Here is a 24,989-nt window from a genome sequence, read left to right on the forward strand (position 1 = left end):
ACTATTATTATAAACCTCCTTTATTCTAGCACTAAATTAACTGTATAAGCATCTTTAGAATGATCGTTAACCGCTATTCAAAAAATTTTTCAAATGGCTTATTATACATAAAAAAATAGAGGCAAATATCATGCCTCCATTTCCTTTTACTTATTTGCTTTCAAATGCGACTAAATGTTGCTGCTCAAGCAGCTCCTTTGCACTTTCATATAAAAAATAAGCTGCTTTAATAAGTGCACTCTCATCTACTGTAAAGGATGGATGATGCCAGTCTTCCTCTCCATTTGTTCCAAAAAAAGCAAATGTTCCGGGAGTTTTTTGAAGATAATAAGAAAAATCTTCTCCAGCTGTTGACGGTTCTGGATTGATCACTTTAAGGGATTGCTTATATGCAGCAGTTTTGGCTATTTCAGTTATGGTGGAATTATTGGCTAATGGCGGCGGTCCAGAATACCAGCGAATATCTGCTTTTTGGCTAAAAGCTGCTGCAATGTTTTCTGTTATATCATAGAATCGTTTTTTTACTTGTTCCCTCACCTTGGGACTAAATGTGCGGACTGTTCCTTCAATGGTTACATGACTCGGGATAACATTCCAAGTTGTGCCTGCTACCATTTTTGTTACACTTAAAATGGCGCTTTCTAATGGATTGATATTCCTACTGACAATTGTTTGCAAACCATTGATCAGCTGTACGGCACCAATAATGGGATCATGGCCATTATGGGGCAATGCAGCATGCGCCCCTTTTCCATAAAGAATTACTTTAAACCGGTCCACTGCCGCCATTAAAGGCCCCTCTTTTAGTCCTACTGTGCCAACAGGCAAATCTGGTTTGTTATGAAGTCCTATAATGGATGCGACATCATCTAACTGTCCATCGTCTATAACCTTTAAGGCTCCTCCTCCTAATTCTTCCGCTGGCTGAAATAGCAACCGAATATTTCCTTTTAAATTTTTTTGATCTTCTTTTAATAAAAAAGCAGCTCCAATTGCTGCTGCCGTATGAAAATCATGTCCACATGCGTGCATTTTTCCTTTTACGCTTGAAGTAAACGGCAAATTTGTCTGCTCCTCAATTGGCAGTGCATCAATATCTGCTCTTATTGCAATCGTAGGACCTTGTTTTCCTCCTTTGATATCTGCAAACACTCCTGTTGGGAGCAATGTATCGCGAATTTCAATATTTTTTTCATGAAGCCACTTCAGTATATACTGTGTTGTTGCAAATTCTTCATTTGACAGCTCTGGATGCTGATGAAGATGACGGCGTATTGAAATTAACTCTGCTTCTAAACGGATTGGATCCATGGGTTTCACCTTCTTTCTCTATATCATAACGATAGCATTTTACAAGTACTTCTCGATTATAGAATTCCTTTGTTTCATCTCTTTTAAATCCAATCCACTCATATAAGCGAATTGCTTTATTCATTAAATCACTTGAATGCAAATACAGGGATTTTTCCCCTTTTTCTTTTGCATAGTGAATGCTTGCTTCTAGTAATGCTTGTGCAACACCTTGCCCTCTTGCATCTGGATGCACAGCCAATAGCCTTACAATCGATGACGAGATATTTAGTTCTGGCCTTCCGTACGCTTTTTCTGATGTATCAAATATTTGCAGCGTTCCAACAATAGATTGATCCCTTTTTGCGACCAAAATCCGATCAATTTGCTCGTTATCCACCGACTTTTTTATACTCGTTATATACTCTAGCCACGCTTCTTGATCAGCAAACTCTTTGCCATATTGCCCATAACTATCAATTAACAGCTGCCGCACATTTTCTTTATCTTTCTCTTGAATCTCTTCAATCAGCCACTTATAAGACATTTTTTTTCGCCTCCCAATTGACTTCCTCTTCTCTTGATATCCTCTTTAAAAACTTTTGTGTTCGCATTTCTTTTGGTTTAGTAAAAATCTCCATTGGCGTCCCTTCTTCGACGATAACGCCCCCATCCATAAAGAGCACATAATCAGATACTTCACGAGCAAAATTCATCTCATGTGTCACAATAATCATGGTAATGCCTTCTCTGGCAATATTTTTTATGACAGAAAGCACTTCACCAACCAATTCAGGATCAAGAGCAGATGTTGGTTCATCAAAAAGAATTACTTCTGGATTAAGAGCTAACGCACGGGCAATGCCAACCCGCTGCTGCTGTCCACCTGATAATTGACTTGGGTAATGATGCAACTTATCGGATAATCCGACTTTTTCCAGAATTTGCTTACTTCGCTTATGTGCTTCTATTTTCTTCATTTTTTTTGCCACAATTAATCCTTCTGCAACATTTTCAAGGACTGTTTTATGTGCAAATAAATTATAGTGCTGAAATACCATCGCAGACTGTTTGCGGAGAGAGATGATATCCTTTTTCTTCGCTCCTTTGGCTTCAACTTGAACATTGCCAATACGTACTATTCCGTCATCAGGTTTTTCCAAAAAGTTTACGCATCTAAGCAATGTCGTTTTTCCCGACCCACTTGGACCAAGTATGGATACTACTTCCCCTTTTTTAATAGTTAAGTCAATGCCTTTTAATATTTCCAATTGCTTAAATGATTTTCTAATTCCTTTTAACTGAATCATCGAACCCCTCCTCTGTTGTAAGCCTTCACTTTTTTCTCTACTAAAGATGAAAAGCTTTCAATAAAAATCGTCAATCCCCAGTAAATAATTCCTGCGGCAATAAATGCCTCTAAAAACTTCAGATTAGTGGAGGCAACAATATTAGCAGCAGCGGTCAGTTCTTTTTGCGAAACAATAAATGCAATAGAAGTTGTATGCAAAAAACCAATTGATATATTTGTAAAATTAGGGATGGATTGTGCCAGCGCCTGCGGCAATACAATTCGAATCATCGCTTGAAATGTACTCATTCCTACTGAATAGGCTGCTTCCATTTGCCCGTTGGAAATGCTGACAATCCCAGAACGGATTGCTTCTGATAAATAAGCCCCTGCACTTAAAGACAAAGCAATAAGAACAAAAATACTAATAGGAATCAACTGTGAAAAAGCCTCGAAACCAAATTTATCTGCTGCTTTATCGATTAAAAGCGGCAATCCAAAATAGATAAGCATAATATGCATAATGATGGGTGTTCCCCTAAAAAAAGACACATATCCATTTGCAACGGCGCTTAGTCCTTTTACTTCATAAACACGAATTAAAGCAACAAGAAGACCAATCAAAAAGCCAGAAAACAAAGGAATAACGGTCAATAGCAAAGTTAGGGGCAATGCTTTTATAATTTCTAAAGATGCGGTCCAAATAAATGGGATATCTATTGTCACGACACGCTCTCCTTTCTTAACATTATTTTATATAGCAGAACTAGCAAAGGATTGATGTCGTTTCATACGTTTTTCAAATAAATGAAACCCTTTTTCCAATAGAAGTACAACAATGTAATAAATAATAGAAAGGGATATATATACTTCTAACGCATGTGCAGTTGCTGCAATTAAAGTTTCTCCCCGCCCTACTAAATCAATAACGCCGATGGAAAAAGCAAGAGATGTATCTTTTAATGACCCAATAACAGAGTTAGCGATATTGGGGAATGCTACAACGATTGCTTGAGGCAAGATGATCCGAAAAAAGTTCTGTGTATCGCTCATGCCAACAGAGTAGGCTGCTTCCGTTTGTCCACGATCAATGGATAAAATAGCGCTTCTAAATATTTCTGAAAAAACAGCTCCATTGCCAATTGCATATGTAATCATAACAAAATAGATGGGTTCTACTCTTGAAACATCAATATTTATTAGCATCAACAATGCTGGAACCCCGTAAAAGGTTAAAAATAATTGAATTAATATAGGCGTTCCTCGAATAAAAGATATATATATAATGACAAGCTGCCGCAATATTGGCAGATGGAACAATCGAGGGATAGCAGCAACTATCCCTATTATTATTCCAAATACAATGGAAACGGCAAGAATTTGAAGGGTTACAGCCAAATATGGAAGAAGTGTCGGGATAAATCCCCAAATTAATGTAAAATCAAATGCTTTGCCCAATCCCAATTCCCCACTTTCTTAATAATAACGCTTCTTAAAATCCAACCGTATAGTCAGCTCCAAGCCATTTTTTGCTGAGATCGCTCACTACTCCTTCTTTTTTCAATTCAGTTAGTGCTTCATCTATTCTTTTTTGCAGCGCTGTTTCATCTTTGCGAAGCAAAAAGAATACTTTTGAATTTAAAAGCGGTTCTCCTACTACTTTTTGCTGGGCGTCTGATTGTTCATTCAGAAAATCAACGGCAAAAGGAGTCGTAATGGTTGCATCTGCACGCCCTGTTTTAATCTGATTAATCGTGTCATCAGCACCTTGCCCAGAATATACAATATTAATGCCTGCATTGTGTTCTTTATTATATTTTTCTAGAAATACCGCTGAATTGCTTGTTGCGCTTACTATTGCTTTTTTTCCTTTTAAGTCCTTAATAGAGTGAATATCGTTGTTATCTTGACGAACGGCCACTTGAAGAGGGAAAATATTATACGGCTCTTTATTAAATAAGAATTTTTTTTGACGCTCTTCATTCACTTCCATTTGATGGGCAATAAAGTCGATTTTATTTGTTTCTAAGCTAAGCAATAGATTGGAAAAATCCATCGTTTTAAATTCAAATTCATATTCTGGCAATTTTTTATCAATTTCACGAACAAGTTCTACATCATAACCAGTAAGCTTTCCGTTTTCATCCAAAAAGCAAATATTTGGAAACTGTGTACCTGTTCCGACAATTATTTTTTTGACTTTTTCACCTGTTGATGCTTCCTCTTTTGATGAGCACCCAGCAACAAGAAATGTTAGCAGAATGGTTGCTATTATCCATATTTTCTTTTTCATTTTCTTTCCCCCATTTTAAAATCTATTTATGTTTACAAAGGCACTTTATTTTCTATAATGTGATAAAGATTTTCATCTAAGATTTTTTGCAAAAAAACGATTTTATCTCCTTCATTAAACTTTTCATCAAAAATTTTGTATCCTCTTTTTTCATAAATGGAAACAAGCCAAGGATGACGCTCTGCAGTTGCTAAGTACACAGCAGGTGCTTTTACTTGTTCACGAAGAACCTTTTCTTCCACATATTGGAGCAGTTTGGAACCAATCCCTTGCCGCTTATACTCTGGGTCGACTGCAAACCACCAGATAAACGGATAAGGATTGCTGCTATTAGGATCAGCCCAAGGATAGCGAACAGTAACAGTCGCAATAATTTTGTCATTTTTTTCAAGAACATAGGTAGAATGACGTGTAATATTATTTAGTACCAAGGATAAATCAGCAGTTGCCGCTAAAAAGTTAATATTTAAATCCCGAATTGGCTCATATGCTCGAAGGGAAAGTTCTAATATATTCGCTGCATCTTCTGGTATAGCTAAACGAATTTGCCCCATTTTTACTTGCCTCCCCATATTATACTATTCTTATAAAATTAGTTGGCTTTAAATGCAAAAATTTATTTCCTTACAAGATAAGGAGCCAGCTCTTTTTCTAAATGATCGATGCCGCTATCTGTTACCCCTTTATATATGCCGTCTTCTCCTATTTCTACAACTGGAACATAACGAATTCCATATTTCACTTCTAAAATATCACGACGGTCATCTAAATCTGTTACGTCAATCGTCTGAAAGGCAATCCGTTTTTCATTTAAATAATCTTTTACTTCTTCACAATAGCTGCAGCCTTGTTTTGCCCATACAATAACGGATAGTGATGTCATTTATAAATTCCTCCTTTAGTAAGCACCCATTTATTTTACATACTGATTTTTTTTATATGGAAGACCTAAATTTCCACGAAGCGTGTCGCTTTGATAATCTCGATTATAATATCCCTTCTTTTCCAAAATCGGGATAATATGTTCAGTGATATCATCCAATCCACTGCTTAATACTGGGGCACCTATAATGAAGCCATCAGCGCCTTTTTCATCAATCCAAGCTATAAGCTGGTCTGCAACCTGTTCATAGGTTCCGAAGAAAGAGCTTTTTGGAGTGGTTACTTGCAACGCCACTTCACGCAATGTTAAATTTTGCTCAACAGCCTGTTTTTTAATGCGATCTGTTGTCGATTGAAAGCTATTTTTCCCCACATTCCCCACATCAGGAAATGGCTCATCTAATGGATAAACACTAAAATCAAAATGATCAAAGAATCGTCCTAAATAATTGAGTGCTTCTTCAATCGAAACAAGATTCTGTATCTCTTTATATTTTTCATTCGCCTCTTCAATTGTTGCAGCAGCAATTGGATGGATGCCAGGAAAAATGCGAATTTCTTCTGGATTTCTTCCATTCACTTTTGCTCTATTTTTTAAGTCTTTATAAAACTGTTGTGCTTGTTCAAGAGAATCAGCATTTGTGAAAACCGCATCCGCCTCTTTGGCAGCAAAGTTTTTCCCTGCTTCAGAAGAACCTGCCTGAAAAATAACCGGCTGTCCTTGTTCGGACCGCTCAATATTTAAAGGTCCTTCTACTGCAAAAAATCTCCCATTATGATTTAATTTATGTAGTTTAGTTCCATCAAAAAATTGACCTGTTTTTCTGTTTCTTACAAAAGCGTCATCTTCCCAAGAATCCCAAAGCCCCTTTGCAACCTGCAAATATTCATCTGCTATCTCATAGCGAAGAGCATGTTTTGGATGCTCGCCTTTATTGTAATTCAAAGCAGATCCCTCAAGGGGTGATGTCACGACATTCCATCCAGCACGTCCTCCACTGATTTTATCTAGTGATGCGAACTGTCGTGCAATCGTAAATGGCTCACTGTAAGTGGTAGAAACGGTTCCAACGAGCCCAAGCTTAGTAGTTGCCGTGGCTAGTGCAGATAAAATCGTAATTGGTTCAAATCTGTTCAAAAAGTGTGGAATTGATTTTTTATTAATATATAGGCCATCTGCAACAAAAGCAAAGGTAAAACCTGCTGATTCAGCTTTTTGGGCGATGTCTTGATAATACTTAATATTTACACTTGCGTCTGCTGGAACAGCTGGATCTTTCCACGCATTCATATGTCCTCCTGGACCGTGCAGCATAACCCCAAATGGAATTGATTTTTTATGAGACATATTCTTCATTCCTTTCTTGTTCAACATTAGTTGGTCTTAATAAATAAAATGAATGAATCCGCCCGGCTTTTTCTTTAAGCGGTGTATGTAATATAAATTCATCAATAGAGTATTGGTTATGAAGCTGTGTCAGTTCTTTATGAACAAAAGCAGCTGTTCCGGCAATAATATTTGTATCATGTACAGTTACTTCGTAAGATTCACCAGACTGCTTCCCAAAAACTTCCGCTTGTTTCAGTGACTGAACAGTAACACTTCTGCCGCTTTCTAAATGAACTTTGTATATTTTTTGATCTCCTGCAAGACGTTCTGCTTCCTCTTGAGTATCTGCTGCGACAGTAGCGACGGATACAATAAATCTGCCCGTTGGCCATTCTTTTTTATAAACACTTGCCGCTTTTTCCAATGCATCGTCATCACTGTTGATAAATCTGGCAAAAACAAAGTTCCATCCAAATTTCGCTGCTATTTCTGCACTTTTTTCACTTGCTCCAAGCAAATAATTTTCTGTTTTTTCAGGAGGTTCAGGTGTAGCTTGAACACCAGCTAAATCATGCAATTCATCTATCTTGTTTTCAAGAAGACTATGAAGAAATGACAGCCTTTCTTCAAAATCTTTTCCATCATTAATCGTTCCATATTGCAGCGCTTTTGTTGATAATGGCAACCCGCCAGGCGCCTTGCCTATTCCCAGATCTACTCTTCCTGGAGCAAGCGAGGAAAGAACATGAAAATTCTCTGCCACTTTATATGGACTGTAATGCTGCAGCATAACGCCGCCTGATCCAATTCTAATAGATTGAGTTTTCGCAAGAAGATAAGAAATTAATACCTCCGGTGAAGACCCAGCAAGATCTTTTGTATGGTGGTGTTCCGATACCCAAAACCTTGTGTACCCCCATTTTTCTGCTTGTTGTGCTAGATTAATAGTTTCTTGCAACGAATCAAAGGCAGTATCGCCTTCATAAATTGGACTTTGATCTAATAAACCAATTTTATAGCTCATATGTTCCCCTCCTGAATTCCTATTTAACAGATAAGAATAATCAACTATATATTACATAAATTTATCCTATCATCATTTCCAACCAAAGAGCAATGGTTTCCGTGATAGAAAGAATTATTGTATTTATAAAAAAAACTTATCAATCTGCCAGTTTGCCAGATAATACTGCATCATGTTGGAACAATTCAATAGAAGATACTATATCATCCCATAAAAATGGCCTATTGGAACTGTAGTAGGTTCCATATATTTTTTGAGTTAAATGAAGCAAATGTGTTACATCTATTTCCACTAGTTCTCCCTTATCCAATTCTTCTTTTATGCATAAATATGGCAAAAATCCTATTCCGTTCCCAGATTTAATCAGAGATTTCGCTACTTCTAAATGACCAATTTGGAATTCTATCCGCGGCTCCACCTTGGCGATCTCAAAAATTTTATGAACTCTATTCCAGTCAAAAGCACCACATTCAAAAAATACAAGGGGTTCTTTTGCCAATTGTTGAACAGTAAGTTTTTGGATCCCAGCTAATGAATGTTCCGGTTTTACTACAAGACGAATTGAATTATCTAAAAACTGCACTTGTTCTAATGACTGGTGAGAATCTTTTTTTAAAAATGCGACATCTATCTCTTTGCGCAATAACTTGTCGACAAGAGCTTCATTTGAAGCTGAAATAAATTTAAATAGAATACTAGGATGTTTTTTTTTCCAAAGAGGCAAAGCAAATGGAATAAAATATTGAGATGTAATCAAATTGGCTCCTATCACCATTTCTTCCAAATTACTCCCTTTTTTCAATTGTTTTTTTCCTTGTTCGAACGTACGGATTATTTGTTCTGCAAAAGGAATAAAGTCCCTTCCTTTTTCTGTAAGGATAATGCCTCTTCCACTCCGTTCAAACAGCTCTGCCCCCAATTCTCGTTCTAATGTTTTAATTCTAGCTGTCACTGTTGGCTGAGATAAAAATAAAGCATCTGCTGCTTTATGAATGCTCTTAAAATGGACAGCATACATAAATGCTTCTATATAATCTATATTCATCTTGATGACTTCCTTTATTCATTAATTAGGTTTCCTTTAAATATTTATTGCCTGATGATATTAACAGCCACACAGCTCTTCATAAGAGACTGCTTATTTATAGCTAAAGCAATAGATGCATTGTTCTACAATATTTTGCGAAGGTTATCTTTATTGAGCAACTTCAATTCCCTTTCATTCTTCCTTATATACTCGTGCGTTTTCTCGATTATTTCCTCTTTATCGTGATCCATTGAAGCAACATGAAAAGAATTAGTAAGTGTAACAGCCTCTTTCTGAAAAGAACCAGCATTTTTTATAATATAATCTGTATTTTCAGGTGGAACCACATGATCTTCTGCTGATTTAAAGCATAAAATCGGACTTTTCACATTTGGGATAATTGCATACGTCTTCTCCATCAATTTTTGAAGTTCATGTATGGAATGAATGGATACTTGATTATATGTTATCTCCTGAACACCTTCTAATTTAATATCTGGAGCTGTCCCCAAAACATACTTTGGGCTCGTTTTTCCTACTAAATAATCGTAGCTTGGCACACTTAAAGCTGCATTAATCAACACAAGTCCAGGTATGTCTTTATATTTATTGGCTAACCACAGGGCAAGTGTGCCTCCCATTGATTGACCAATAACATAAATAGCAGAGCAGCGCATTTTTAAAAAATGATAGGCATTTTCTACATCTGCAAACCAATCTTTATGATTATGTTTTTCCATATCTTTAAAATGCGTACCATGTCCTTTTAGCCTTGGAGTATAAACCGTGTAGCCAAGTTCTGCAAATTCCCCTCCCAAATAGCGTACATTTTGAGGTGTTCCCATAAATCCGTGGGAAATTAAGACGCCAATATCATTCCCTTGCCAAAAAAATGATTCCGCTCCTTCCATAACAGGATATCTTTCACCCATCTTCTATCTCCCCTTTCTTTCAATAAGATATTTATTTACACCTATCGTTTCTGTTTCATGTAAATAGAGCAAAATAAACTCATTTAATTTTTTTGTTATTCCTCCTTTGCCAAACTTAATAGGTTTTGGAGACTTAACATTGCCTTCTCCTCCTTTAATAAAATCTAAAAAGGCTAAAATATAAATACGTCTATAGGAAATATTTGTCATGCCATATTCAAAGAACCAATGATCAATGACATTATAGCTGCCTCGATTAATGCCATATAGTTCATCACATCTTTTATAAAAAGAAATATCAGGGAGATTTAAATAATAATTGCCCGTCAAAAAGGTTTTCTTCTCTTGTTTTAGTAAACTGCTTAACATATAAATGGATTCCTCCTTCAATTGCATACTAATTTTCATCTACTGACGCTTATTTTCTGTTTCTTTCTAAATCTAGCTTTCACTGCTCAACTGTTTCGTCTTTATTTGATTACGATATTCTGTTTCAATTTCTGATAACGTTAATTCATATAACTGTTGTGATTCTTTTTTATAAACACCAAAAGAAATTAACTGTTGAATCAGTGTTTCTTTTCTATACTCGACAGCCTTAAGCAGCTCAGTCATTGATTATTCCTCCCCTTTGTTTAAATTCTTAGTGAAAATACAAAAGAGACTAAAAAATAAAGTAAAACTTCAATCAGTGGGGGTTTTACTGCCCGTTAATGCCGGATAAATTTTGATAATCTATACATTGTTGAATCTTTTTTTTGCAATTCCCTTATTGAGAATAAAAAACTGCACCCATGCTTAAAATCTATCAATAAAGCACATTTCTGCCCAAATGAAAGCAAAAAGACCTAACCTTATGTAAGGTTAGGCCTTCGTTTGTACGATCGGCTACAGTTATTAATTAATATGATTATAAACACACTATTCCTACCTGTCAACACAGATTTAAAATTCAATTGAATAGTAGTGGATAATTGTATCTTAGCAATTATTTAGTTAATTAGTGTAATTTTTTTGTTTATTAACAATTAGAAAAGCTGTTTTCGTAAACTTTGTTGCTATTGACTAAGCACTGGGGAAGGTTAATTTCCGCTTCAGGATGCTCGCTTTCCGTGGAGCCTCCTCGTCGCACCAGCGACTGTGGGGTCTCACCTGTCCCCCTGCTCCCACAGGAGTCTCGCACCTTCCGCTCCAATCAAAAACTAGTTAAAAACAGCAATCTTTTAGAAAAGAGCCATTAGAAAAAGCTTTTTCCATTATTACAAAAGAACTGGAAGAAGCGATTGATAAAATTAAAACTAACGCCAAAGAAGTCCCTGTCGTTCTAGTTGGCGGCGGTTCCCTCTTACCCCTTAGGGATATAGCGGGAGCAATAGAAATTATTGCTTTAGAAGACTGCCAATGAATGGCCTATGTCACTTCTGAATTTGTCACATAAAGAGAAAATGAAGGTGTAGTCTAGCAGAACTAAGATAAAAAACCAGAGTGATGACTTAGATTTTCATTCTGGTTTTTATCGTATGCATTTAATATAGTGGTTTCAATTAAAAATAAATACTCCTGTCCACTGCTTTCACGATTTTGATGAACCAGCTTTATATCGTTAAAACTATTCACTAAATAATCGGTGCAACAACGTTAAAGCCAAGTTTTTTGGCGTCCTCCTCATTAAATCCATTATCAAGATGCATACAGTAAACTTTCTCTCTTGCTTTTGCATCCATTAACTTATCTAGTTTTTTCAAAGAAAGATGCACATTCCCTTCATACTCTGCTATGCAAGTATCTTGATAAAACAAATCAAATCCGCCATTATTCTGCCTATTGAGAATGTTTGCAGGAATTTCATTGCAATCACCGCTATAATAAATGGTTTTATTGTCATAGTGGATAATATATCCATAGGATTTTAATTCTTTAACGTGAGGAACTTTAATTGGTTCAAAGTCAATATGAAAATCAGCGTACTGGTATTCTGTTAATTCACTGAATTCAATCAATTTATAGGTATGTTCTTCTACTCCCATCATTCGAAGAAGGGGTTTAATATTTAAATCATTCGGTGCGTAGACACAAACATTTGCTTCTGCAAGCTTATTCATGGAGTAATAGCCATATAAAATTAAATCTCCTAATGAGCCTATATGATCACAGTGCGTGTGTGTTAAAAGAATACAAATTTCTTCAATACCTTCAAGTAAATTGGTTTTCTGCAACCTTGCAAAAGTGCTGCTCCCACAATCAATTAAAAATAATACATGATCCTTTTTGATAAATGCTCCATTATTCCCTAATGCAGTATTAAAAGCACTTCCACAGCCGATAAAATTCAACAACTTTATTCCTCTTTTCTAAAAATTATATTTGTTTTGACTTTGTCTACATACTGAAATACTTCACATTTATAAACCTTTTTTAGAAAATATTCATTTCATTAACAGCCCTATAATAAGAGTATCTAATCTTTAAACAACTATCTTTGAATATAACACTCACTTCAGAAAAAACAAACACGGACTCGTTATTGCTTCTAATTAAGTGCTTTCAAATTAATGAATAAACCAATTGCAATAACTGTGAATTGCTGAATATAAAAAACTAATCTCTTTCACAGTTGAATATAGCAATATATTTTTTTGTATAAAAAACTAATCTCCATATACAAGTTCTGCACAAAAACTCGTATATGGAGACTTATCTATAATTGCTCGTTATTCGATTAAACAAAATAGACTATCTAAAAAGAACCAATGCATTTCTAACACATGGACTCGTCGATTAGTCTATCTACTTACTCATTAACTTACAGGTGTTTTTTTAATTATTTTGTTAAAAAGCAAGCTAGCAATAGAAATTATCGCAAGAAGCGCAACAAACCAAGTCACATTTTGGGCTAATGCATTAACGATAGTGTCTACAGGGGTGGAGATGGAAAAAGCTCTATCTAAAATCCAGCCTGCTGAAGCGAAAATGGCAAATAAAGAACCTATGATTCTGACAAGGCTATATACCTTTGTCACACTCAGCAAAAGCAACCATGGCATAATTAAAACAATAACAAATAACTGCATGAGTTCTATGCCAATATTAAACCCTAACACACTTAATGCTATTCTCATCGGGGTTACGCCTAAATCGGTAACTAGTGTTGCAAATGCTAATCCATGGACTAATCCAAATCCACCAGCAACAAAAATTTCACGTCCAGCAAAAATTGGCCGTATTGCATGAATGGCCGAAATGAAAATCGATACAGCAATCAACACTTCAATCGGCTGACTCGGAATATTTACCCAGCCAGTCGAACCAATGATTAACGTAATCGAATGTCCAATGGTAAATGCCAATGTAATTTTCAGCAGCTGCTTGATGCTATGTTTGGCACCAGCAAATCGATCCCATTTTCTATTTTTCACTAACAATGGTGCTGGCAGCAGGAGCGCAAGCAGAAACAGCAAATGGTCCACGCCTTCTGCAATATGAGCCATACCAGATTTCACAATGCTTCCAAATCCTTTCCAAACACTGCCGTCTGATTGGTCAATGGAAACAGTTGTATTATTATGAATGATGTTTGCAATAATTTCAGGATTGCTTGTATAGATTCCATTGTTCCAGTCGCTTCTAACAGCAAGTGTAATCACATGGGTAACAAGCTCTTTTACTACCACTTCATAGTTTAATGTAAAAGAATCAACAGCTGCACCTTTTGGAGGTACAAGTGTTGCTTTAGCAATTAAATCAATGGGATCTGTCTCCACATCAGGATAAGAAAGAGACAAATCATCGACTTGTATAGACCAATCTTCTCCGTCCGAAGTTTTCGCACTCATATGACTCGTTATATAGCTTAGGAGTTCATCATGATAGGTACTGACAGCCTTTTTGGGATCGCCCGTCAAGTTCTGTTTAAATGCAACTTCTAGGCGGTCTATCGGTATAATTAGCTCAGCTTCCACCTCATTTTCTAAAAAATCCAAATAAACAAGGGAAGTTGGCATAGCATGAGCAGAGGTGGATGACGGTGCTGAAAATAGCACCATCATCCACAAACTCATACATACTGCTAATAACTTTTTAACCATTATGAATTAAACTCCCCACCATAATCTGCTTCTTTATCTCTCCAGATTGTATGGAAGTGTACTTTGTCTTTAATAACTATTCCTGATTGAACAGCGAACTCAATCCAAACTCTTGGTCCGTCGATGCGTATATATGAGCCAACATCTTCTGGATCAGTAGAACCAGACCAAGCTACATACGTTTTCGCAAGAGATTCATCGGATAAATAAGCGTCTAGAAGTTCTTTTTGGTCTTCTTCATTAACATCTGTAACCCAAGCTTTGATTGCTGCTTTCACTAGTTCTTGTTGTTTTTCGCTTAATTCAGATACTAAAACTCCTTCACTTTCTGTCGGGAAGTTTCCATCATTTCCTGGCCCTACAAGGACATCATCAAATTGATCTGTAATTTTCGCCTCAGATTGTTGATCGTCACTTAACGAATCAATCATAGAATATACTGCATCTTTACGTGTAGCTAACGCTTCTATTGTTTCACCATCTGAAGTCTCAAATGTTTGTGGTTCAATCCCAATAAAGAACGGTGTTGCACCCGTTTGTTCTGCATTAAAAGTAAAGTTGTTTGCATAATGGTGTCCGCCAACTTGAAGGATCCAAGCAGAAGAATCAGACACATCTCCTAGGATAGAAACATAATACAAATCAGCATCATAACTACTGCTGGATTCTCCTAATTTCTCTTCGGCTTTCAGATTTTTAACCAACTGCTCATAACCTTGTTCACCTAGAGCTACATAAAATAATTTTTTAGCAGCTTTTAAGCTTTCCTCTGAAAGACTACCTAATAAAATACCATTACGTTGTACAATATCTACAGGAAGATTGGACCATGTCGCTGCATTTTCAGCAGTTAAGTCATATTGAATAGATTTTTGCTGTTCATCAGATAATGTCTCTAAAAATGCTTTTGCTAATTTAGTGGCTTTTTTATCAACCGAACCACTATCATCAGAAACTGAAACAGCTTCGTCTAGTGTTGCACCAACATCTGTTACAATGCTATCCGTATCTACAGTAGCCGAACCCATACCGCCGCCACTTGGTGGCCCGCCTTGATTTTGATTATTGTTTTGACTTTCTTCATTATTTCCACAGCCGCTTACAATAGCTGTTAATGATGCTGCAAGAATAAATCCTAATAAAGCATGTTTCTTTTTCATCTTTTTCCTCCAATTTTGTTAATGAACCTTATTAATTTACAAACTTTTATTAAACCCCAGCATACTAAAGGGAATACAGAAATGTTTTCCTTTAGTGGTAATGAAATAAAAACAAATTGTCCTCCCTCTTCCAAACTTAAAAACTAGGATTAAGTTTGCGCTTAATTTTCCATACGATTTACTCTAATGAACAAACCTTAACTAATCCTTAAAATAATAGTTTTAGTAAGAAAATCGCATGAATGGGAGTACCAGTTTTAACTATAGTATTTTTTGAATATTAGATAAATAAAAGCAGGGATTCTCCTTATCTAGAACTTTAGCTCCTTGTATGTCTTTTATATTTTTCACATGAAAAAGAAACATAGAATCAAGCTCGTTCTATGTTTCTTTTTCGAATATGTTAAAAACAAGGAAAACAAATCAAATGTATTTATACCATTAGCTTACATGCCCCTGTGTCAACTGATTGTTATACAGGTTGGAATAAAATCCATTTTGCATTAAAAGATTTTCATGTGACCCCTGTTCAATGATTTCTCCATCTTTAATTACTAAGATAGCGTCCGCTTCTCTTATCGTACTGAGCCTATGTGCAATGACAAAGCTTGTTCTCCCTTTCATTAAAGACTTCATTGCCTCTTGAATATGAAGTTCTGTTCTTGTATCAACACTGCTTGTTGCTTCATCCAAAATAAGAATGGAAGGATTGGCAAGAACAGCACGGGCGATTGTTAAAAGCTGCCTTTGTCCCTGACTTAAATTTCCTCCTTCTGCGTTTAAATGCGTATCATATCCTTTAGGGAGCTTTTTTATAAACGTGTCAGCATAAGCAAGCTGAGCTGCATCTTCCACTTCTTTATCTGTAGCATTCAAACGGCCATACCGAATATTTTCTCGAATCGTTCCAGAAAATACATAAGCATCCTGCAAAACAAGTCCGATTTGCTTTCTTAGAAATTGTTTGCTGAATTGCTGAATATTTTCTCCATCAATAAAAATATTCCCTGATTGTATCTCATAGAATCTTGTCAATAAATTAATAATGGTCGTTTTTCCTGCACCAGTTGGGCCTACTAAAGCAACCATCTGGCCAGGCAGAGCGTTTAGAGAAAGTTTTTTAAGAATAGGTACATCTGGCTTATAACTAAAATTCACGTGATCAAAAATAACTTCCCCTTTTATTCTTTTATCAGACATTGCTTCTTTCTCTTCTACAGTCTCTGACTCTATATCTAGCACTTCAAATACACGTTCAGCTCCTGCAATCGCGGATTGAAGCATATTATACTGATTGGCAAGCTGATTGATTGGCTGGCTAAATTGGTTGGAATAATGGAGAAAGCTGACAATGACTCCAATTGTAATAATGTCATGGTATGCAAAAATACCGCCACATACTGCAATAACAACAAAACTTAGATTGCGCATGGTATTCATCATAGGTCCCATTGAACCAGAAAAGGTTTGGGCTTTCACACTGACTGACCGCAATTTTTCATTAATCTCTCGAAATTCTTCAATTGATTTGGCTTCCCTTCCAAATACTTTCATCACCTTTAAACCGGAAATGCTTTCCTGCACAAATCCATTTACTTCCCCTAAATGCTTTTGCTGTTCGGAAAAATACTGGCGGGTATATTTGGTGATTTTTTTCGTAATGAAAATAATGGATGGAACAATCAAAATGGTAATCAGTGTCATCCAAAGACTTAAACTCAACATCATGATAACACTGCCAACTAGCATAAAGACACTAGATATGAGTTGGACAACCGTTTGATTCAGCGTATTGGAGACATTCGCGATATCATTTGTGGTTCGACTCATCAACTCTCCATGTGTCTTTTGATCAAAAAACGAAACAGGCAAATGTTGATATTTTTCAAATAGATCTTGGCGCATGTCACGGACGGTGTTCTGAGATAAACTCGAAGCCACATATTGTTGAATCCATGTGAAAACAGCGCCTAAAAAATAAACCCCTAATAAAAGAAATCCCATTAGAATAAACCCATCAAACTTATGTGGAACAATATAGTCATCCATTGTTTTTCCTATTAAATAAGGGCCTAAAAGCAGCAAACAAGAGGTTAAAGCAGTACAGAAGATTACTACTAACAATCCTTGACGCTGCCGTTTGACATAATTCCATATTTTGAGCAGTGTCCTTTTTGCATCCTTTGACCTTACTATCGGAACTTCTCCAGGTCTTGGACCCCGGCTTTGCTGAAAACCCATTTGGGAGAGATTTGCTGAACCTTTCTGTTCATTAGAATGTTTGTTGCTGGACATAAGACGCCTCCTGCCTGCCAAATTGGGACCTATAAATATCTTGATAAACCTCACATGTTTCCAATAATTCTTTATGAGTGCCGCTGCCTACAATGGACCCTTCGTCAATCACTAGAATCTTTTGGGCTTGTATAACAGACGAAATTCGCTGAGCAATTAAGAATGTAATGTTTTCCTTCATTAAACTTTTTAAGGAATCGCGGAGTTGTTTCTCTGTGCCAAGATCCAAAGCACTCGTACTGTCATCCAAAATTAATATTGACGGCTTAATCAGCAGGGCTCGGGCAATGGCGATTCTTTGCTTTTGTCCACCAGATAAATTGATACCTTTTTGGCCAACCTTCGTAGCATAACCATTTGGCAACTTGGAGATAAAATCATGTGCTTGAGCTATTTTAGCAGCCGCCTCAACCTCCTCTTGCGTGGCATCAGATTTGCCAAATGCGATATTATCTCTTATAGACCCAGTAAATAAAAAGGACTCTTGGAGAACCATCCCAATGTTTTGCCGAAGCTCTAAAAGGGGGATGTCTTGAATATTCTTTCCATCAATCTCAATAGAGCCAGATGTGACATCATACAGCCTTGGAATCAACTGGACAAGCGATGATTTCCCAGAACCTGTGGCTCCAATGATGGCAACGGCTTCTCCACGTGAAGCCTCAAAATTTACATCTCGCAATACTAAATCCTTTGCCTCGGTTGACCTGCTATAGGAAAATCCTACATTACTAAACTTAATATGCTTAGCTAGAATCGAAGAATCCTCCTCTTTTTCCATGCTTTCCATTGTAGGCTTTGTTGCTAAAACTTCGTGGATACGTTTAGCCGATACATTGGCCTGTGAAACATTCACAAGAATCCCGCTCACCATCAACAAGGAAGACAATACCTGTATCACATAGTTAATAAAAGCGACTAAATCTCCCACCTGAACAGAGTTCACCCAAACCAAGTTCCCTCCATACAAAAGGATCGCAACAAGGCATGCATTCATAATGAATGTAACGATTGGAGAATTTATTGCAATAAAACGTGCCGCTTTGATGGAAATGTCTGTGTAATCTCTATTGACTTGTTTGAATTTTTTTATTTCATAATCAGACTGAACAAAAGCCTTTACTACGCGAATTCCTGCCAGATTTTCTTGCATTCTTGTATTTACTGCATCTAGTTTTTCCTGGACATTGGAAAACAGCGGATAAGAGAATCTGATAAGCAAGACAAGAACCACAATTAAAATGATTAGTGTACTCAGCAGGATAAGTCCCAGCCGCATATTGATTATTAAAGCCATCACCACACTGCCTATTAATAAGCTTGGTGCCCGGACGAGACCTTGAAGAGCGATTTGCATGAAGTTTTGAACTTGAACAACATCGTTTGTCATTCGTGTAATTAATGATCCTGCCTTAACTGTATCAATATTTTCAAATGAAAAGGTTTGAATTTTTGTATAGAGGACCTCCCGAATATCTGCACCAAAATTCTGAGAGGCGCGAGTAGCAAAGAAGTTGCACCCAATACCTGTCACTAGTGAAAGAAATGCTACTAGAACCATCATACAGCCAGTATGTTGGATAATTTGAAAATTACGCCCTACTACTCCAAAATTAACAATATGAGCTGCTAATTTAGGCTGGAGCAAATCAAAGAACACTTCAAATACCATAAAGAGAGGTCCTAGAATCACGTATTTCCAGTAAGGCTTTATATATGTTTTTAATCCCCACATCATTACTTTTCTCCTTTTGCTAAAGATTCTTTATAAAATGGGATTATTCTAAAGATTTCTTTTCCTCCTCTCTTATGCTTTTTCCTTTTTATTCTGCCGTCAAAATTCTTTATTGTTAGGCACTCCTTTACATATATTTGTATACATAATCTATATATCCAATGTATACAAACGTATACATTCTGTCAAATAAATTTTTAAGAACTTCAAATACTAATTTATCAATAGATATTTTTTGCTAAACGATGAAGCAAAGATTTAAGAAATCAGATTTTTTCACCAGAACTCAATCAAATTCCGCAGAAATAAACATCAAAAAAGACAAAGCCACAGCCTTGCCTTTAAATGTTTCTTTACTTATTTGCAAAATCACAATAAAGTTATTTAATTTTAAAAGCATCAAACAAGCATAACCCCGTTCTAAATTTAGGATGGGGCTAAAAATATATTGTTTAATTTTTGATGTAAGATACTTCACTATACTAAAAATGCAACAATAAAATCGTTTGAAAATCTAAGTTTTATTCAACAATAGCCCTTTATTGCAGAAGAACGTTTCAAAGACTCAAAGGAAGAAAGCCACCTCTTAAATAAAAAACTCTCCTTAAGTCCACTCTTTTCCATGTTTACGAATAAATTTAATATCGTTTTGATAATGTTCAAGGTGCCCTTCATCTATCATCTTTTGAAAGGCAATGTCACCTTCACTCGCTTTTCTTGTAATTGTTTTACATAATCCTTCTAATCGCAGCAATACCATATCCAAATAAGCTTCTTCTATTTCCTCACCGTAAAATTTAAAAAACAATCTAACTCTTTGTTTTATACGATTAGCATGCTGCAGTGACTTATAATAAACTTCCTCACCTGTTTCAGAGAGATAAAATCTACTTAAGGGAACACAAGTATAAAGAGTATAAGCTATGTCCCAAAGTCTTGGACCAGGTCCAGCTACATCAAAATCAATAATGCCTATTGGTGTTCCATGATTAAAAATAATATTATATCTAGCAAAGTCATTATGACATAATACCTCCACTTTGTGGGGAGTATTATCTATTGGTTTCCAATCTTCTGATAATGGAAAATCCCTTACAGCATCATGATAAAGACGAAGCATCTTTGCTATATCTTTTAAAACATTATCAGACCACATGTATTCTTTTAAAGGATCATTACCAGCTTCTCCTTCAATAAAGGATAGTATTTCTCTTCCTTTTTCATCAATACCTAAAAATCTTGGTGCATAATTAAAACCTTTTTTTTCCAAATACTTTAATAGCTTATGAATTTTGGGACTATCTGGCTTTAATTCTCGACGTACAGTATCTCCAAAACGATAAACATTAGAGACATTCCCTCCTGCTAATAGTTCTTCATTTTCATGGTTTGACATCTATATATCCCCTCTAATATGATTTTCTATTGTGCAACTAATGCTCCTTTAACTTCATATCAATCATCCCAAATTTCCATTAGATCCACAATTAGTTACTCAAGAATATGGCTCAATTGTTGAATAGAATGACTCACATTTTTTATAATTTTATTATATTTTAAACGGCTTTATTGTCACTTAACATTATTAGATTAAGACAGCTAAATTCATAAGCAAACAATAATAATTTGACTTGATGATCCAGAAATTTTTAAAAAAGAGACTGGGACATAAATATTCCAGTTAAAGATAAATACGAATAATTATACGTGTTTATTGAAATTTTAAATGAGCGGTTTCAGTAAAGTTTGTTGTTATTACCCGCAGCCTGAATACACTTCGCTTTCCGTGGGGCTCGCGCTGAGCCGCTTCGGCTTCGCCTGCAGGGTCTAAGCTGTCTCGCTAATCCCACAGGAGTCTACGTGTATTCAGGCTGCTCCGTTTTTCCAGATCATTAATTTTTTCTATTTTTTAAATTTTTTTAGATAAAACCCTTTAAAAACGAAGTGGAATGGAGCGGAGGATACTCCACTCCTGCGGGAAGTAGAGGAAAGGCTGAGACCCCGCGGAAAAAGAGTGTCTGTAGCGCAATGGAACGAATTCGTTTTTACACTTGACTATCTTTAAAAACATAAGGAACCAAGATTGCGAAACCAACCTTTCTTTTAAAGCTAACTTAGAGATTATTTGTCTTTACAGATTATCTAATTAGTTGTGTCCCAACCTCTTCTGACTAAACGAATCGTATATGCATGGATTTTTATAAAAAAATAAAATCTTCTACACCCCATTTGCTTGTATGGATTAAACTAATCTCCTACAAATTAGTAGTTGCATAGCTCCTTCCTTAAAATATTAATAATCCTTGCTTTTGTATACAGGGATCTTTATCGTAAATGTGCTTCCCTTCCCCAATTCACTAGAAACTCGGATGGTTCCCTTATAACTTTCGACAATCCATTTGGCAATAGCAAGCCCGAGTCCATGTCCTCCTATTTGCCTTGTTCGTGATTTATCTGTTCGGTAGAAACGATCAAATATTTGTTGTTGATCTTTAGCATCAATTCCAATCCCCGTATCCTGCACTTTCATCATCAAATCTTTTTCATCGGCAGCTAAAAAAAGAGAAACATTTCCTCCGTTTGGGGTGTATTTGATTGCATTATCTAATAATATATATAATAACTGAGTAAACTTTTGAGAATCTCCATAGACGATCAGTGATTCAGAGGCCTCAAAAAAAAGGTTAATTTGTTTGGAGTCAGCAAGAGTTTGCACGGATTCCATCGTTTTTTCGGCAAATGGACGAAAATCAAATCGTTCATTTACCTGTTCTGCTGTCTCTAAATCAGAACGAGCCAATGTCAATAAATCCCCGACCATTTGCGTCATCCTTTTGACTTCATTTTTCAAATTAAAAAGCAGCTTATAGGAATAATCCTCTTTTTTCCATTCTGCTGTCATTTCCATTGCATTAATGGAAGAAAGCATAACACTTAAAGGTGTACGCAATTCATGAGAAGCATCAGCTACAAATTCCCGCTGCCTAGAGAAAGCTTTTGTGATGGGAGTCATTGCTTTTTTGGACATATAATAACTGATCACTACAGCCACCCCTAAAAATAAAAGAGCTATTCCCAATAAAATGTATGGCAGCCATTTAAATAATTGATAAGCAAATGAAATCTCCTTCCCTATATAAAGCATTCCTATCACTTCTCCATGATGATAGATGGGCTCCGCAGATATCAACAGATGAATCGTATCTTTCCTTTGAGTAGGCTGAAATTCATTTTTTCTTCCTCTTTCTTTTAAGCTTCTTTCTGAATAATCCATTTTTAATGTTTCGCTGCGTATTTCATTTCGGGAAGGATTCCACCCTTGGACTGTGCTTAATATTTCTGAGCGAAAACCTGAGATTGTTTCATCTCCAAGGACAAGAACCCCTGAAGGATTAACAACATAGAAAAAAAACTGATCCACATCCTTTTCGACTGATTCTTGATTTTGAAATTCCAATAAGTTGCTTTGCTTATTTTGAGTCAAGTAATTTTCTATACTTGCCGCTTCCTGCTTAACACTTATCTCTAGTTCACGTTCTTGTTCTTTAAAAATGGTAAAATATAATAAGAAGTAGACCACCGCAATAAAAAGGAGCAAAAAAAGCATCAGTAAACTACTGTAAAGAACCGTTAAACGAAATTGTGTGCTCTCAAAGATATCCCATTTATTTCGATTTTTCAACAAATGGATAAGAGATGCTTTTTTAGCTTTCAACTTTATAACCAACCCCCCTTATGCTTTGCAGCAGCTCTTGCTGTCCAATAATATCTAATTTTTTTCGAAGCAGTTTGATGGTTGCATCAATTGCCTTCATGGATACATCCGCATCAAAGCCCCAAATTCGATCTAAAATTACTTCCCGGGGCAGTACCTGTCCTTTATTTTGGGCCAATAAATCAAGCAATTGAAATTCACGGGGACTTAACTGAACTTCTTCCCCGTTATTGCTTATTGTTTGACTAAGGCGATTTAATTTCATTTCATGAATAAAAAGCTGTTCTTCAAGGATGGGTGCATAATTCCGTCGTGACAGCGCCCGCAATCGAGCAAGAAGTTCATCAATTTCAAATGGTTTAACCAGGTAATCGTCCGCCCCAGCATCTAAACCGCTAATGCGATCTTCCACAGAATCTTTTGCAGTCAGCATCAAAATTGCTCCTGAATACTGTCTGCTTCTTAAACGCCTGCAAACCGAAACACCATCTCCATTTGGCATCATCCAATCTAATATCAATATGTCATAGTAAGATGCATTGGCATAATCGTATGCATCTTCTCCCTCCATGACCCAATCTACCTTATATCCTCCCTTTTTCTTTAACATATATTCCACCAGCTCACCCAATTGCAAGTCATCTTCTGCCAACAGAATGTTCAAGCAAACTCCCCCTTTTTACATCCATTTATATTGTTGCTAAAATTCAGCGGAAATTCTTTCAACATAAGAAGTTCATAAATAAACCACCCTTAATCAAAAGAATAGAGCATGTTTAGATTAGCTAAACAGGAGATATTTCACCCATCATTTATGCAGCTAATCCTGCATATTCGGGATTTCTCCTGCTTTGTCATTCTATATAAATTAGTAACTTGTTTTTTCTATTTTTTTTAAAACAATTGATCCATATTTCAATCTCTTGAATCCTACCAACTTTTTCTTAATATTAACTTAAAAATGTTTTTACAATAAAAAAACCTGCATAAAGAGACTGTCCAAGCAGCAGTAATCCAACTATCATCGCTGGAATCCACTTTAGTCTTGCTAAAAACCCCTTACTTGTATAAACATTTCGATTAATAATACTTCTTTTGATCTCCTTACACGAATCTAGAATAGATTGTACAAGAATAATAGAAGGAAGAAAAATTCCTATATGCATAATGACTATCTTTTGGTTAAAATACAGCGGTATAGCTAATAAAAGAATACATGTTATTATCCATATACATCTAATTGGATTACGAATCCATAAGAAAAGAGCGAGTACCAGTAAGCCAATTAATAAACATAAAATGAGATAATAGTTTTGTTTTCCTGCTAAATAAAATAACCCTATTGCCACGACCAATGTTACAGTATAACCAATATACAGATTAAACAGATTCTTTAAAGTGATTTTTTCCAACTCTGTTCTTTTTTTAAATTTATCTTTATTCCCTATCAATCTATTATTTTTTCCACCTATAAAAACCAAAAAAGTTTCTAAAATCAGCGTATTCCAAATCGAAAAATAAACTTTCAAAAAAGAAATTCTGCTAATAATTAATGCTGCCCCCAAATAAATAATGATAAGAAAAGCATCCTTCACATATATTCTCCTCTCTTTTTATACAGAAAAAAGCACCTTCCTATATATTCAGGTGCTTCTTTTTTTGTATATCTTTAATTATATGGTCTCTTTTTCACTCTTTAGCTTCTCTATTTCCCTGCTGATCTCTTCTTCACCTACGAGGTTTAAGCTGTTTGCTTCATAGCTTGATAATGGATTGGAAGAGTAACTTCCTGCTTGCACTTCTGCCTCCATGAAGAGAATTTGTTCTTCTGCTTTTGTCACGCCTCTTAGAATAGTGTCTGATTGGAAGGAATTCGAAACTTTTTGAATCTGCTTCATCGATTTTGCTACATTTGCTCGTGAAGCTAACA

24 protein-coding genes are annotated in these 24,989 nt (G+C 35.9%); all 24 read right to left on the minus strand.

Features of this window, described 5'->3' with window-relative positions; genetic code table 11:
- Positions 1 to 150 precede the first annotated feature (150 nt).
- On the minus strand, positions 151 to 1,311 hold the full coding sequence (locus tag CWS01_RS12715) for an amidohydrolase (RefSeq protein WP_101177576.1): 1,161 nt from the start codon (positions 1,309 to 1,311) through the stop codon (positions 151 to 153).
- Positions 1,235 to 1,837 carry a GNAT family N-acetyltransferase gene (locus CWS01_RS12720; RefSeq protein ID WP_101177577.1) on the minus strand — a complete coding sequence of 201 codons (603 nt, stop codon included), beginning with the start codon at positions 1,835 to 1,837 and terminating at the stop codon, positions 1,235 to 1,237. Before CWS01_RS12720 ends, CWS01_RS12715 begins: the two co-directional genes overlap by 77 nt.
- Positions 1,827 to 2,600 carry an amino acid ABC transporter ATP-binding protein gene (locus CWS01_RS12725; RefSeq protein WP_101177578.1) on the minus strand — a complete coding sequence of 258 codons (774 nt, stop codon included), beginning with the start codon at positions 2,598 to 2,600 and terminating at the stop codon, positions 1,827 to 1,829. The genes CWS01_RS12720 and CWS01_RS12725 overlap by 11 nt, the downstream gene beginning before the upstream one ends.
- On the minus strand, positions 2,597 to 3,307 hold the full coding sequence (locus CWS01_RS12730; RefSeq protein ID WP_101177579.1) for an amino acid ABC transporter permease: 711 nt from the start codon (positions 3,305 to 3,307) through the stop codon (positions 2,597 to 2,599). Before CWS01_RS12730 ends, CWS01_RS12725 begins: the two co-directional genes overlap by 4 nt.
- Before the next feature lie 27 nt (positions 3,308 to 3,334).
- Entirely contained in the window at positions 3,335 to 4,039 is a 705-nt protein-coding gene (locus CWS01_RS12735) for an amino acid ABC transporter permease (protein ID WP_101177580.1), read from the minus strand.
- A gap of 34 nt (positions 4,040 to 4,073) precedes the next feature.
- Positions 4,074 to 4,874 carry a transporter substrate-binding domain-containing protein gene (locus CWS01_RS12740; protein ID WP_101177581.1) on the minus strand — a complete coding sequence of 267 codons (801 nt, stop codon included), beginning with the start codon at positions 4,872 to 4,874 and terminating at the stop codon, positions 4,074 to 4,076.
- A 32-nt stretch (positions 4,875 to 4,906) separates the two neighbouring features.
- Positions 4,907 to 5,428, minus strand: coding sequence for a GNAT family N-acetyltransferase (locus CWS01_RS12745; protein ID WP_101177582.1), 522 nt, complete (start codon positions 5,426 to 5,428; stop codon positions 4,907 to 4,909).
- Between the two features lie 62 nt (positions 5,429 to 5,490).
- Complete coding sequence (locus CWS01_RS12750; RefSeq protein WP_101177583.1) at positions 5,491 to 5,757, minus strand: glutaredoxin family protein; 267 nt, start codon at positions 5,755 to 5,757, stop codon at positions 5,491 to 5,493.
- Positions 5,758 to 5,787: 30 nt separating this feature from the next.
- The gene (locus tag CWS01_RS12755; protein WP_101177584.1) at positions 5,788 to 7,104 is read right to left on the minus strand and encodes an LLM class flavin-dependent oxidoreductase; all 1,317 of its coding nucleotides are present in this window, start codon (positions 7,102 to 7,104) and stop codon (positions 5,788 to 5,790) included.
- A complete protein-coding gene (locus tag CWS01_RS12760) occupies positions 7,094 to 8,110 on the minus strand; it encodes an LLM class flavin-dependent oxidoreductase (RefSeq protein WP_101177585.1) in 1,017 nt (338 codons plus the stop codon). Before CWS01_RS12760 ends, CWS01_RS12755 begins: the two co-directional genes overlap by 11 nt.
- Before the next feature lie 139 nt (positions 8,111 to 8,249).
- A complete protein-coding gene (locus tag CWS01_RS12765) occupies positions 8,250 to 9,155 on the minus strand; it encodes a LysR family transcriptional regulator (RefSeq protein ID WP_101177586.1) in 906 nt (301 codons plus the stop codon).
- Positions 9,156 to 9,280: 125 nt separating this feature from the next.
- Entirely contained in the window at positions 9,281 to 10,069 is a 789-nt protein-coding gene (locus tag CWS01_RS12770) for an alpha/beta hydrolase (RefSeq protein ID WP_101177587.1), read from the minus strand.
- A gap of 3 nt (positions 10,070 to 10,072) precedes the next feature.
- A complete protein-coding gene (locus CWS01_RS12775; protein WP_328588912.1) occupies positions 10,073 to 10,438 on the minus strand; it encodes a hypothetical protein in 366 nt (121 codons plus the stop codon).
- A gap of 72 nt (positions 10,439 to 10,510) precedes the next feature.
- Positions 10,511 to 10,684: a Fur-regulated basic protein FbpA gene (locus tag CWS01_RS12780; RefSeq protein ID WP_101177588.1), complete on the minus strand. Its 174-nt coding sequence runs from the start codon at positions 10,682 to 10,684 to the stop codon at positions 10,511 to 10,513.
- 1,001 nt (positions 10,685 to 11,685) lie between these two features.
- Positions 11,686 to 12,405, minus strand: a complete 720-nt coding sequence (locus tag CWS01_RS12785) for an MBL fold metallo-hydrolase (protein WP_101177589.1) — start codon at positions 12,403 to 12,405, stop codon at positions 11,686 to 11,688.
- A gap of 462 nt (positions 12,406 to 12,867) precedes the next feature.
- The gene (locus tag CWS01_RS12790) at positions 12,868 to 14,154 is read right to left on the minus strand and encodes a HupE/UreJ family protein (protein ID WP_101177590.1); all 1,287 of its coding nucleotides are present in this window, start codon (positions 14,152 to 14,154) and stop codon (positions 12,868 to 12,870) included.
- Positions 14,154 to 15,314: a DUF3500 domain-containing protein gene (locus CWS01_RS12795; protein ID WP_101177591.1), complete on the minus strand. Its 1,161-nt coding sequence runs from the start codon at positions 15,312 to 15,314 to the stop codon at positions 14,154 to 14,156. Before CWS01_RS12795 ends, CWS01_RS12790 begins: the two co-directional genes overlap by 1 nt.
- A gap of 441 nt (positions 15,315 to 15,755) precedes the next feature.
- The gene (locus CWS01_RS12800; RefSeq protein ID WP_101177592.1) at positions 15,756 to 17,609 is read right to left on the minus strand and encodes an ABC transporter ATP-binding protein; all 1,854 of its coding nucleotides are present in this window, start codon (positions 17,607 to 17,609) and stop codon (positions 15,756 to 15,758) included.
- The gene (locus CWS01_RS12805) at positions 17,587 to 19,344 is read right to left on the minus strand and encodes an ABC transporter ATP-binding protein (RefSeq protein WP_101177593.1); all 1,758 of its coding nucleotides are present in this window, start codon (positions 19,342 to 19,344) and stop codon (positions 17,587 to 17,589) included. The genes CWS01_RS12800 and CWS01_RS12805 overlap by 23 nt, the downstream gene beginning before the upstream one ends.
- Before the next feature lie 604 nt (positions 19,345 to 19,948).
- Complete coding sequence (locus tag CWS01_RS12810) at positions 19,949 to 20,740, minus strand: aminoglycoside phosphotransferase family protein (protein ID WP_101177594.1); 792 nt, start codon at positions 20,738 to 20,740, stop codon at positions 19,949 to 19,951.
- An 897-nt stretch (positions 20,741 to 21,637) separates the two neighbouring features.
- Positions 21,638 to 23,059 carry a sensor histidine kinase gene (locus CWS01_RS12815; RefSeq protein WP_235852053.1) on the minus strand — a complete coding sequence of 474 codons (1,422 nt, stop codon included), beginning with the start codon at positions 23,057 to 23,059 and terminating at the stop codon, positions 21,638 to 21,640.
- Positions 23,049 to 23,723 carry a response regulator transcription factor gene (locus CWS01_RS12820; protein WP_101177595.1) on the minus strand — a complete coding sequence of 225 codons (675 nt, stop codon included), beginning with the start codon at positions 23,721 to 23,723 and terminating at the stop codon, positions 23,049 to 23,051. Before CWS01_RS12820 ends, CWS01_RS12815 begins: the two co-directional genes overlap by 11 nt.
- A 286-nt stretch (positions 23,724 to 24,009) precedes the next feature.
- Complete coding sequence (locus CWS01_RS12825; protein WP_101177596.1) at positions 24,010 to 24,654, minus strand: M50 family metallopeptidase; 645 nt, start codon at positions 24,652 to 24,654, stop codon at positions 24,010 to 24,012.
- A gap of 78 nt (positions 24,655 to 24,732) precedes the next feature.
- Positions 24,733 to 24,989: PspA/IM30 family protein (locus tag CWS01_RS12830; protein ID WP_407938567.1), on the minus strand; the 257-nt coding region annotated here is incomplete at its 5' end.

The organism is Niallia nealsonii, assembly GCF_002835805.1.
GTDB lineage: Bacteria > Bacillota > Bacilli > Bacillales > Cytobacillaceae > Niallia > Niallia nealsonii.